This window comes from Clostridium sp. BIOML-A1, from assembly GCF_009874105.1.
In the GTDB taxonomy this organism is placed as follows: Bacteria; Bacillota; Clostridia; order Lachnospirales; family Lachnospiraceae; genus Coprococcus.
This window is the reverse complement of sequence record NZ_WWTL01000011.1, coordinates 89961-101805: the sequence shown is the minus strand read 5'-3', so window position 1 is coordinate 101805 and position 11845 is coordinate 89961. Positions and strand designations below refer to the sequence as shown.

Here is an 11845-nt window from a genome sequence, read left to right as displayed (position 1 = left end):
GTGACTAAAATATAACACAAAAGAAGTATCTCTGCTTTTTTTATATTCAGTTGTAACACATGTATTGTAATCCTACACTATTCTTTTTAAAAAAATTAAAAATATGCTTGCATATAACAAAATTATCTGATATAGTAACATTTGTTGTGAACTTATGAGAGGATAAGTTTAATAAAAATAAGGAGGTGCTATCATGGCAAAATGTTCAGTTTGTAATAAAGGTGCTCATTTCGGTATCAAAGTGAGCCATTCACATAGAAGAGCAAATAAGATGTGGAAATCAAATGTTAAGTCTGTTAAGGCTATCGTAGATGGTTCTCCAAAGAAGATTTATGTTTGTACTTCATGTTTAAAATCTGGAAAGGTTGAGCGTGCATAGTTCACCTCGTATTCTTTCTAAAAAAGACTGCCATAAAACAATGGCAGTCTTTTTTATTTTCTTTTTTCAGACTGCCGGCCAAGCTTCTATCATAAATTCTCAAAATCTCTCCTGCCGTAACCCGGTCAGGTCATTGACTTTTAGCATCTGCAAAATAATATATATGCCATTAAAAAAAAGATTACAATAATCAAAAATTCCAGAAACCCTTCTACCAGATAGCTGAATATCATTCCGATTGCAACGAAAAAGAGGGCAAATCCAACTACACGCTTCAAACAACATCACCGCCAAAAAAAGACTTCACATACCATTATAAGATATGCAAAGTCTTTTTCTTTTATGTCTGTTTTATTCCTCTGCCGGTTTCGATGCTTCTTCTACCGCCTGTTCAATCTGCTCTTCTTCCTCTGTCTTTTCCTTCTTAAAGAAGCCGGTGATCCGGTCAACGATCTCAGGTGCCATATCAATGATCTTGCTGATGGCATCCTGATTCTTAATATTAACAAGTCTTGTCTTACCGTTTGAGATAACCAGAACCGCAGCCGGACTGAGCTTTGCTCCGATACCACCGGCCGCATTATTGCCGGTCTGTTTATTGAACGCACCGGCCGCCATACCGAAATTCACATCAAGAAGTGGAATAATGATCGTATCTCCTACCTTGATAGGATCTCCCACTACAGATTTGGATGAAACAAATCCATCCATTCCATGAAACAAAGTGCTGATCGTTCCGTCAATATTTGTATTTGCCATTACTTATTTCCTCCCGAAATCTTTTTTAAATATGCCATAGATCTTTTCACGTATTTATTAAAGTATACATTGCAGCAATAATATAATATATTATAAACCCTGATTCTTCCTTTTATGAAAATATCCCCTTCCAATATCTTCTTGGAAAAATCCGGAGTTATATCTATTTTATTATAATATAACGGTAAAATCAAACTCAGATATCCAAGTTGTTTTCCGGTAGATGCCGGATCTCCTGAACCATATGTCACCTGCCCTTTGATCTTTGTCGGATTCAGATGCTTTAATAACAGGATCACGTTTCGCTTTAACACCTGAAATGCCTGCTTCGTTGTACCCGCCCGGACGAATTTCTTATACTGCTCCGCCTTATCTTTCATATGGCGCAGTTTTCTTACAACTGCTTCGATCTTATCCTTTACCGCAATAACAAATCGGTCAAACTTCTTACCGATACGGGTAAATATCGTCTCCGGACTTTTTTGAAATTCCGAATGATCTTCTGCAAATTCCCGATTAGCATCTCTATCTTCTCTGTCGGGATCTGCATCCTGTATCATCTGATCTGACAAACCATCCTGCTGATCGGATTCAGCATCTTCTGCTTCCTGCTTTTCCGTTTTTTTCGCTTTTCCGGCTTCCGCCTGTTCGCGTTTTTCCTGTTTCTTTGCTTTTCGTGTCTCTGCCTTTTCCTGTTTTTTCAGTTTTTTTGCTTCTCTGACTTCAGCTTTTTTCCGCATACGAGTTTCTTTTTCACTTTCTGCGGCTTCTGTCTCCGTATCTGTTTCTTCCTGGCTTTCTTCCGAAAATCCATCTTCATTGGATACCAGCGTTCCGCCGAATGACCGCAGCCAATATACAAAGCCGTTTTCATCATAATTTGCTTTGAAGCAGAATACAAAACCCAACCATGAGGCTTTTAATTTGCATATAAAATTGTCATGTTTTTCTGCATAAAACCGATACCGGACAGGAACGAATAATAATAAAAGCAACAGTACAAGTACAAGCCCTATCAGGATCAATACTGTAATCAACAGAATCTTTAATATCAATAAGAAAATATGTAACATATGCTCCCCTTATATCAGCACACTGTCATGTCATATAGAAAATAGTCCTTACAATCAAACTTTCCGGTCGTACCGTATACATCCCGGATAATATCCCGTATAAGAAAAAACGCTCCGGCCTTTGTCATCGACATTCCAACGATAACGATATCATCCGTTCGTTTCTTATAGTACGGCTGCAGGAATTCATTTGCCTCATAAACCTCTAACAGCCCGTCCTCAAACAATGGAAGTGTTATGACATAAACATCCGCACAGGGCTTCCGCTTTTTTATTCTTTTTATCAGTCGGGATGCCGTCCTATCCGGCATAACTCCGGTATAAAGCCGCTTTACTATTGTCATTTTTTCACTCCCCTGCTCTGTCAGACCTCTCTCTAATCTTCCATAATTCCCTGAATGATCACATAACATGCAAGAACCTCGCTGCGATTTGAACAGCGCACCAGTGCATTATCAATATAATCTTTGATCTCCTGCTGTGTATTAAAGAACACAGGAATTGTAGAAAGTATCTTCGCCATGACCGCACGATTAACTACCTGTGAGTTTCCGGTAAATACCTCTCCGAATTCTTCTATGAGTTTATCCTTTTTCGAAATAATATATTCAGAATCCGCAAGTGCGCCTGTCTCAATCTTCACATGATCGATATCTACAAACATACTGCCGGATAACAGCTTTTCCAGTGTATCAATACGATGATAAGCATCCTCCAGACCAAGGCGGATAATATCCGGCTGATTGGAAGATATGATATCATAGATCGGAGCTTCAAGCACCATCCGGTGTTCTCCCGCTTCCTCCTGTGCGCCTTCATTTGCAACCAGCATGTCATATGCATCCGTCGGGAATTCATCTTCATTTTCCATGGATTCATAGATACGTCTGATAATAGATAATGCCCGCATACAGGATTCCGATACTCCTGACTTGCATTCAGCCGCAAGCATCATGCTGTACAGATCATTTACCAGCTCGATCAGCATCATATAATCAGATACGACATCATTGATAAAGCCTGCACTTTTATCCAGAACCGTTGACAGATTCCTGTATCCGTCAAAATCAAGATGTGCATAATCTCCCTCTTTAATAATCTCGTACGCTTCATGCAGAGAAGAATATTCTGTCTCGAATTTCTCCGGAAGCTGTAATAAGGCAGTTTCTTCTACTGTCTCTATAAAATCATCCAATGAACTGATCTCACAACCATTATAAATTGATAAAGTCTGTCCGATAATATCGTAAAATCTTGCCTTTGTCATACGAAGCGGAAGCTGACCTACGATCTGCTGGATCTTCGCATTTACCGCTACCTTATCCTTGTCTGCAAAGATGAAGTTAAAGACCTCCGCACTGAACTGCTCTGCATCAAATTCCTCAAACATCTTCTCAAGTTCTTCGTCCACATTTTCCTCGAATCCATATTCTTTTCGGTTCAGGATATATTCGTACAACTCAAACGCATCAGTATATGCAGTAAGTACCTTCATCTTCTCCGTGATCTTATTTCTCATTCCGGAGATAAACGCCAGATCCTTGTCATCCAATTGATCCGCATCTCCTGCCAGATAAGTTCCGACCAGCTTATTGATTCCCATAACACATTCATAAATATATGGATCCTCTGCAAAATCTTTGTCTGCCATCAGTTCACGGACCACGACATAGTTTAACGCAAATTTCTGACAGGCATATTCGAAATCTGCCGTCATTACTGCATCTGCAAATTTTGCAAGATTCTCATCCATATTGTTCTTACGGGTTATCTCTGTGATCAGTTTTTTATCTTCATTATACATAACTATCTATTATCCTCTCATCCTTAATTAAATCCATCTCTTATTTATGCTCGTGCGTGAACAAATGATCCTGGCAATATTCCTTGTTGCCTGTACATCTGGAGCAATAACGGAACTGCATGTCCGGTGCTTCCTTATCTGTGATGCCGCATACATAACATTTATGTGTCACATTCTCTGAATTGTTGACACGCACCTGCTTCGCATAATTCCTCCTTCGCTTGATCTGCTTTGGAGAAAGCCGTCTGAAATCCTTTGTGCTGAAATAGAAAATTACAAAGTTTAAAAGTGACATTACGATATTTACACGTCCCATCAGGTTTGCGTTCATAAAATAATATCCTATAAACACCAGATACAAAACAGATAACCACTTCATCTTAACCGGAATGATCATTGCATACAGTACCTGCATATCCGGATAACAAACTGCAACTGCCAAAAATAAAGACAGGCAGATATAATAACTGGATACGATATAGATATGAGAATCCCATGACATCGGAATATGAAATACATACTGACAAAGTATATATGCGATCATCGTTCCTGCCATCGTGAGAAACATACCACCAAATATATACAGGTTGTACAAAAACGTACCGATTGAACGTTCTAATAGATTACCGATACTATAATAAAAAAACAACATAATGATAGTAAAAATACTGACACTTAATTCCGGAGGAGTGATTACCCATGTAAGCAATCTCCAAACTTCTCCCTGCATAACAAATGCAGGAATAAGAATCAGCTTTGATAAAACCTGTGGTGCAAACATCAGAAGCAGATAGCCAATGACATATCCAAGGATCAGATACAGGGACAGATTCTTGATCGCATACCGACCAAACTTCCTTTCAAGCTTGTTTATCATCTTCATGAATGGATCTCCTTTTAATTTCATTCAAACTATTTGTTTTCGGTATATAAACAGATTTTCCAACATCTGTTATATCCACAAATCAGGGAACTGCCATATTCCCATCCAATGAGAATATGGCTGATAGTATCCCGACATTATCAAATTATATAATAGAACGAAAAACTTTACAACAGCACAATCATGAAGAATTTCTAACTTTTATATATCTTAATCCACAACCAGCTCCAATCCTTCCGGCAAAACGACCTGATACAAGTTCTTATTGTTCTCAAATAATTCCTGTGGACCGACACCAAAATACATGAATACAGATTCAAAGGTATCTCCTTTTTTCACTGTATAATGCATCTTTCCATCTCCGGAGCCTTCCTGTTCTATCGGAATACAGATTTCTTCCCCTTCCTGCATATTATAGACATTTACATACGGATTTGCAGTTATGATGTCACAGAGATTACATTTGTAGTGTTTTGAAAGCTTATATAATGTATCCCCTTTTTCTACTACATGGATCACTCCATTGCAATGATCATAATTTTCCATTTCATACCATCCGGCTTTTTTTATTATTATATTCGGAATCTGAAAAATGTTCCCTTTTCTTCTTATTAAAATATAAATCTTTCTCTGCCTTTTTCTAAAATAAAAATTAAATAATAAAAAATCAAGGAAAATCAATCCTAAAATAAATATTAAGTTCGTCAGAAAAGGGAAAAAATCATTGTTTTTTGTAAAACGTTCCACTATAATAGATTCGGTTCAATAAAGAGAAAATTTTGCAAAAAGATTAGGATGGTTTTTATGTACAAATTAGGAATTGACATTGGCTCAACAACCGTTAAAGTTGTTGTTCTTGATGATTCACACAAGATTTTATTTTCTGATTACAGAAGACACTACGCAAACATAAAGGAGACATTACAGTCTCTTATAAATGATGCAAAAGCCAGGCTTGGTGATGTAGAAGTTACTCCGGCGATCACCGGCTCCGGCGGTCTTGCGCTGGCAGAGGTTATCGGTGTACCTTTTACGCAGGAGGTAGTCTGTGTTTCCGAAGCATTACAGGACTATGCTCCACAGACGGATGTTGCGATCGAGCTTGGTGGCGAAGATGCTAAGATCATATATTTTACAAATGGAATCGAACAGCGTATGAATGGTGTCTGTGCCGGTGGTACAGGTTCCTTCATCGACCAGATGGCTACTCTTCTTCAGACAGATGCCAGTGGTCTGAACGAATATGCAAAGGACTATGATACGATCTATCCGATCGCTGCCCGCTGTGGTGTATTTGCCAAGACAGATATCCAGCCTCTGATCAATGAAGGTGCAACCAAGCCGAATCTGGCTGCGTCTATCTTTCAGGCTGTTGTCAACCAGACAATTTCCGGTCTTGCATGTGGTAAGCCGATCAAAGGAAATGTTGCGTTCTTAGGCGGCCCGCTTCATTTCCTCCCGGAACTGAAAAATGCATTTATCCGTACTCTGAATCTGACCGGGGATGCGATCATCGATCCGGGTCATTCTCATCTTTTTGCTGCAACAGGTGCTGCCCTGAATTCCAAGCCGGAGGTATCCAGAACGCTCGGCGAACTCAGCCATTCCTTAGACGGCGAGTTACATATGGCTGAAAATGTACTCCGTCTCCCTCCATTATTCGAAGACGAAGCAGCCTATGAAGCATTCAAGGAGGAGCACAATAAATATAAAGTAAAACGCGGTGACCTTGCTACATATAAAGGAAACTGCTTCATCGGTGTTGATGCCGGTTCTACAACCACCAAGGTAGCTCTTGTCGGTTCAAATGGTGAATTATTATACGACTTCTATAGCAGCAACAACGGAAGTCCGTTAAATACGACGATCAAAGCGATCAAGGATATCTATTCCAAGCTGCCGGAGGGTGCTGTCATCGCCGGTTCATGCTCTACCGGTTACGGCGAAGCCCTGATCAAGCAGGCACTTTCTCTTGATTTTGGCGAAGTAGAAACGATTGCCCACTATACGGCAGCAGCATTCTTTGATCCTGAAGTTGACTGTATCCTCGATATCGGCGGTCAGGATATGAAATGTATCAAGATCAAGAACAAAGTCGTAGATAATGTCATGTTAAATGAAGCATGTTCCTCCGGCTGTGGTTCTTTCATTGAAACATTTGCCAAATCCTTAAATTATGATATTGCGGATTTTGCAAAGATCGCTACAACTGCCAAGACTCCTATCGACCTTGGTTCCAGATGTACGGTATTCATGAATTCAAAAGTAAAACAGGCACAGAAGGAAGGTGCGTCTGTAGCTGATATCTCAGCCGGTCTGGCATATTCCGTTATTAAGAATGCACTTTTAAAGGTTATCAAACTGACGGATCCAAAGGATCTCGGTAAGAACATCGTCGTACAGGGTGGTACCTTCTACAACGATGCTGTCTTAAAGAGCTTCGAGGTGATCTCCGGCAGAACCGCTATCCGACCGGATATCTCCGGTATCATGGGTGCTTTCGGTGCTGCCCTTATTGCCATGAATAAATATAAAGAGGGCTTTAAGACTTCTATGCTGTCGATCGATGAGATCAGCAAGCTGACTTATACCACAAATATGACCAGATGTAAGGGCTGTACCAACAACTGTCTGCTGACGATCAACCGTTTCTCAAACGGTAAGAACTTCATTACCGGAAATCGTTGTGAAAAGGGTGTCGGTCTTAAGAAGAATGCTGATAACATCCCGAATCTGTTCGAATATAAATTAAACAGGATCTTCGACTATACCCCGCTTACACCTGATATGGCAAAACGTGGTGTGATCGGTATCCCTCGTGTTCTGAATATGTATGAAAATTATCCATTCTGGTTCACTTTCCTGACAAAGCTCGGATTCTCGGTAGTACTTTCTCCAAAGTCATCCAGAGATATCTACAGTCTTGGTATTGAATCGATTCCAAGTGAATCCGAATGTTATCCGGCTAAGATCTCACACGGACATGTTATGTGGCTGTTAAAGAATGGTATCACATCCATTTTCTATCCTTGTGTTCCATATGAAATGAACGAAACACCGGAAGCAAATAACCACTACAACTGCCCGATTGTTACATCCTATGCCGAAAATATCAAAAACAACATGGAAGAATTAAAGGATGACAAGATCACCTTTATCCGTCCGTTCGTCGCACTGGATAATGAACAGGCTCTTGTCGATCGTATGTATCGTGAAATGAAAAAATACTACGATGTTACAACCGATGAGATCGCATCTGCTGTCCGTGCTGCATATGAAGAAGCAGAAAAAGTAAAGACCGATATCCGTGAAAAAGGCGAAGAAACTCTTCGATATATCGATGAACACGACATCCTTGGAATCGTCCTTGCCGGTCGTCCATACCATATCGACCCTGAGATCAACCACGGTCTTCCGGAACTGATCAACTCATATAAGATCGCTGTTCTGACAGAGGATTCCGTTGCTCATCTGGGACAGGTAGATCGTCCGCTTATCGTATCTGACCAGTGGATGTACCACTCCAGATTATATAAGGCAGCAAACTATGTTAAGACCTGTGACAATCTGGAACTGATCCAGTTGAACTCCTTCGGCTGTGGTCTGGATGCCGTAACAACCGACTGTGTAAATGATATCCTGACAAAATCAGGAAAGATCTATACCGTTTTGAAGATTGATGAAGTAAGTAACCTTGGTGCTGCCAGAATCCGTATCCGTTCACTGATCAGTGCAGTTAATTCCAGAAAGGAACAGAACTACAAGACCTGCCCGTCAAGCAGTGCGATCAACCGAATCGAATTTACCAAGGATATGATGAAGGACTACACCGTTCTTGCTCCACAGATGTCACCGATCCATTTCAATCTGCTGGAATCTGCATTCAAAGTTATGGGACTTAATATCGAGATCCTGCCGGATGCAACCAAGGAAACGATCGATGTCGGATTAAAATATGTAAATAACGATGCCTGTTATCCATCTCTGATCGTCGTTGGTCAGTTGATGAGTGCCATCACATCCGGTAAATATGATGTAAATAAACTTGCAGTTATCATGAGCCAGACCGGTGGTGGCTGCCGTGCAACCAACTATGTCGGATTTATCAGACGTGCGCTTGCAAAAGCAGGTTACGGCCAGATCCCTGTAATTGCATTATCGGCTCAGGGATTTGAGAAGAACTCCGGTTTCCCTATCACCTTAAAGCTTGCAAAGCGGGCAATTCAGGCACTTGTCTATGGTGATGTCTTCATGCGTTGTCTTTACCATACAAGACCATACGAGAAAGAACCGGGATCTGCAAATGCGATCCATGAGAAATGGGAAAAGATCTGTAAGAAGACACTGGAAGAAACAGGAAGCACAGCAAGATTTAAAAAGAATATCAATGGAATCGTACATGACTTCGATACTCTCCCGCTTCTTGACATCAAGAAGCCAAGAGTCGGTATCGTTGGAGAGATCCTTGTAAAGTTCCTTCCATCTGCAAACAACCATCTGGTTGATCTGCTGGAATCGGAAGGTGCTGAAGCTGTTATGCCGGATCTACTTGATTTCTTCATGTACTGCTTCTACAACAGTAATTACAAATATGAATATCTGGGCAAGACACACAAAGGCGCAATCATCGGAAATGCAGCCATCTCGCTCCTTGAGCATATGAGAAAGCCTGCAACTGATGCTTTAAAGGCAAGCAAACGTTTTGATCCACCTACACCGATCACGCATCTTGCAGAATATGCCAGACCTTTTGTATCCATCGGTAACCAAACCGGTGAAGGCTGGTTCTTAACAGGTGAAATGATCGAGCTGATCAACAGCGGTGCCGCAAATATTGTCTGTGCACAGCCATTTGCCTGTCTGCCAAACCACATTGTCGGCAAGGGTGTTATCAAGCATCTTCGTGAGGCTTATCCGGATGCTAACATTGTGGCAGTCGACTACGATCCTGGGGCATCCGAGGTTAACCAGATCAACCGTATTAAGCTGATGCTGGCAGCGGCCAACAAGAAGCTGAAATAGCCCGCCTGTTTGGACATTGCGGCAAACTGCATATAGACAAATATACTTAACAATTACAAAAACAGACACATATAACTTCTATTCCGCAGATCACTTTCGTTCTGTTTTTCACGTAGCGGTACTAAATTCACCGCTTATCGCGGTTCATTAAGAACCGACGTGAAAAAAGGTCTGCTTCATAGAAATATATGTGTCTGTTTTTTCTTTTATATACGAATGCCTATATGCAGTTTTTATATTTATCGAAGCATTATCATTCTCTACACAAGGCAAGTATTTCATAATAAAAACAGCTACATATATCTTCTATTCCGCAGATCACTTGCGTTCTGTTTTTCACGTAACGGTACTAAATTCACCGCTCTTGCGGTTCATTAAGGACCGACGTGAAAAAAGGTCTGCTTCATAGAGATATTTTGTAGCTGTTTTTATTTACCCTTTTTTTGCATGTATTTTGTTCTTATAGTAAGATAATATCTTATATCATCCGCATAGGGATGCCACGTTCACTTAAATACTTCTTCAGATCTGAGATCTCAAGCTCTTTGTAATGGAATAATGATGCCGCGAGTGCAGCTTCTGCTTTTCCTTCTGTTAGTGCGTCGTAGAAGTGTTCTTTGGTTCCTGCTCCACCGGAAGCAATAACCGGTACATTTACATTCTCTGCAATCGTTCTGGTAAGGTCGATATCGTATCCGGCTTTCGTACCATCACAGTCCATACTGGTAAGAAGAATTTCCCCTGCACCGAGTTCAACTGCTTTCATTGCCCATTCCACTGCATCGATACCGCAGTCGATCCTTCCGCCATGCTTGAAGATATTCCAACCGCCATCCGGTCGTTTCTTTGCATCAATGGCAAGAACTACGCATTGACTTCCGAACTTATCGGCTGCTTCTGCGATCAGATTCGGATTGTCGATTGCTGCTGAATTAACCGATACCTTATCTGCACCTTCGCGGAGAATGGCTTTGAAATCATCAACGGTACGGATACCACCGCCAACCGTAAATGGAATAAAGATCGTCTCAGCCACACGTCTGACCATATCTACTACGATATTTCTCTGATCGGAGGATGCAGTGATATCTAAGAATACAAGCTCATCCGCACCGGCTTTATCATAAGCTGAAGCAACCTGAACCGGATCTCCGGCATCTACCAGATTTACAAAATTAATACCCTTTACAACTCGTCCGTTTTTCACATCCAGACATGGAATAATTCTCTTTGTATGCATGATTACGCCTCCAATTCTATAAAATTCTTCAGGATCTGAAGTCCAACGGTTGAACTTTTCTCCGGATGGAACTGGCAGGCAAATACATTACCATGTTCGATCGAAGCATGGATATTCGTTGAGTAAAATGTGGATGCAGCTACATCTTCCTCATGATCTGCCTTCAGATAATACGAATGAACGAAATATACATATGGATGTTCCGGAAGTCCTTTAAATAACCTTGCTTTCGGATTGATATCAAGTGAGTTCCATCCGATCTGTGGAATCTTAAGTCCCGGTGCATCCGGAATCCGAAGGATCTGTCCATCTACGATTCCCAATCCTGTTACTCCCGGTGTCTCCTCACTTGTCTTAAATAATAACTGAAGTCCAAGACAGATACCCAGAAATGGTTTTCCCGAATCAACGACATCATAAATAACATTTTTCAATCCATATTCATTGATTTTTCCCATTGCATCGCCAAAACTTCCAACACCCGGAAGAATAACTCCAGAGCTGTCCATAATGACATCCCTGTCTCTCGTAATTATGGCTTCTTCGCCAAGAAATTGTACGGCTTTTTCGACGCTTTTGATGTTACCTGCATCGTAATCAATAATCGCTATCATTTGTCTATTTCCTTTCAAATCAGGTATAAATCATCCTTTATCAGCAATGACCTTCATCATTATATCACACC

10 protein-coding genes are annotated in these 11845 nt (G+C 40.8%); 2 read left to right on the top strand and 8 right to left on the bottom strand.

Going from position 1 to position 11845, the window contains the following annotated elements; translation table 11 throughout:
* The first annotated feature begins 193 nt into the window (after positions 1 to 193).
* On the top strand, positions 194 to 379 hold the full coding sequence (gene rpmB, locus GT641_RS09925; protein ID WP_008400961.1) for a 50S ribosomal protein L28: 186 nt from the start codon (positions 194 to 196) through the stop codon (positions 377 to 379).
* Positions 380 to 730: 351 nt separating this feature from the next.
* On the opposite strand, the gene GT641_RS09920 is transcribed toward rpmB, so the two are convergent.
* The 6 genes from GT641_RS09920 to GT641_RS09895 all read right to left on the bottom strand — a co-directional run bounded on the left by GT641_RS09920 (position 731) and on the right by GT641_RS09895 (position 5444).
* Positions 731 to 1138, bottom strand: a complete 408-nt coding sequence (locus GT641_RS09920; protein WP_117784793.1) for a spore germination protein GerW family protein — start codon at positions 1136 to 1138, stop codon at positions 731 to 733.
* Positions 1138 to 2211, bottom strand: a complete 1074-nt coding sequence (locus GT641_RS09915; protein ID WP_161117425.1) for a DUF2953 domain-containing protein — start codon at positions 2209 to 2211, stop codon at positions 1138 to 1140. Before GT641_RS09915 ends, GT641_RS09920 begins: the two co-directional genes overlap by 1 nt.
* A 14-nt stretch (positions 2212 to 2225) precedes the next feature.
* Positions 2226 to 2555 carry a hypothetical protein gene (locus GT641_RS09910; protein ID WP_119963046.1) on the bottom strand — a complete coding sequence of 110 codons (330 nt, stop codon included), beginning with the start codon at positions 2553 to 2555 and terminating at the stop codon, positions 2226 to 2228.
* 32 nt (positions 2556 to 2587) lie between these two features.
* Positions 2588 to 4015 (bottom strand): hypothetical protein, encoded by a 1428-nt coding sequence (locus GT641_RS09905; RefSeq protein ID WP_161117424.1) that lies wholly within the window; start codon positions 4013 to 4015, stop codon positions 2588 to 2590.
* A gap of 40 nt (positions 4016 to 4055) precedes the next feature.
* Positions 4056 to 4898: a hypothetical protein gene (locus tag GT641_RS09900; protein ID WP_243104408.1), complete on the bottom strand. Its 843-nt coding sequence runs from the start codon at positions 4896 to 4898 to the stop codon at positions 4056 to 4058.
* Between the two features lie 210 nt (positions 4899 to 5108).
* Positions 5109 to 5444 (bottom strand): LysM domain-containing protein, encoded by a 336-nt coding sequence (locus GT641_RS09895; protein WP_008400969.1) that lies wholly within the window; start codon positions 5442 to 5444, stop codon positions 5109 to 5111.
* A 249-nt stretch (positions 5445 to 5693) separates the two neighbouring features.
* Between GT641_RS09895 and GT641_RS09890 the strand changes: the two genes are divergently transcribed.
* Positions 5694 to 9920 carry an acyl-CoA dehydratase activase-related protein gene (locus GT641_RS09890; RefSeq protein ID WP_347562885.1) on the top strand — a complete coding sequence of 1409 codons (4227 nt, stop codon included), beginning with the start codon at positions 5694 to 5696 and terminating at the stop codon, positions 9918 to 9920.
* Positions 9921 to 10398: 478 nt separating this feature from the next.
* On the opposite strand, the gene hisF is transcribed toward GT641_RS09890, so the two are convergent.
* Both hisF and hisH read right to left on the bottom strand, forming a co-directional pair.
* On the bottom strand, positions 10399 to 11160 hold the full coding sequence (gene hisF / locus GT641_RS09885) for an imidazole glycerol phosphate synthase subunit HisF (RefSeq protein WP_008400973.1): 762 nt from the start codon (positions 11158 to 11160) through the stop codon (positions 10399 to 10401).
* 2 nt (positions 11161 to 11162) lie between these two features.
* Positions 11163 to 11774 (bottom strand): imidazole glycerol phosphate synthase subunit HisH, encoded by a 612-nt coding sequence (gene hisH, locus GT641_RS09880; RefSeq protein ID WP_021943968.1) that lies wholly within the window; start codon positions 11772 to 11774, stop codon positions 11163 to 11165.
* Between the last annotated feature and the right edge of the window lie 71 nt (positions 11775 to 11845).

Bases quoted from the DNA above. Each gene is read 5' to 3' on its own strand.
- rpmB (WP_008400961.1), top strand. From the start codon at position 194: ATGGCAAAATGTTCAGTTTGTAATAAAGGTGCTCATTTCGGTATCAAA.
- GT641_RS09920 (WP_117784793.1), bottom strand. From the start codon at position 1,138: ATGGCAAATACAAATATTGACGGAACGATCAGCACTTTGTTTCATGGA.
- GT641_RS09915 (WP_161117425.1), bottom strand. From the start codon at position 2,211: ATGTTACATATTTTCTTATTGATATTAAAGATTCTGTTGATTACAGTA.
- GT641_RS09910 (WP_119963046.1), bottom strand. From the start codon at position 2,555: ATGACAATAGTAAAGCGGCTTTATACCGGAGTTATGCCGGATAGGACG.
- GT641_RS09905 (WP_161117424.1), bottom strand. From the start codon at position 4,015: ATGTATAATGAAGATAAAAAACTGATCACAGAGATAACCCGTAAGAAC.
- GT641_RS09900 (WP_243104408.1), bottom strand. From the start codon at position 4,898: ATGAAGATGATAAACAAGCTTGAAAGGAAGTTTGGTCGGTATGCGATC.
- GT641_RS09895 (WP_008400969.1), bottom strand. From the start codon at position 5,444: ATGGAAAATTATGATCATTGCAATGGAGTGATCCATGTAGTAGAAAAA.
- GT641_RS09890 (WP_347562885.1), top strand. From the start codon at position 5,694: ATGGTTTTTATGTACAAATTAGGAATTGACATTGGCTCAACAACCGTT.
- hisF (WP_008400973.1), bottom strand. From the start codon at position 11,160: ATGCATACAAAGAGAATTATTCCATGTCTGGATGTGAAAAACGGACGA.
- hisH (WP_021943968.1), bottom strand. From the start codon at position 11,774: ATGATAGCGATTATTGATTACGATGCAGGTAACATCAAAAGCGTCGAA.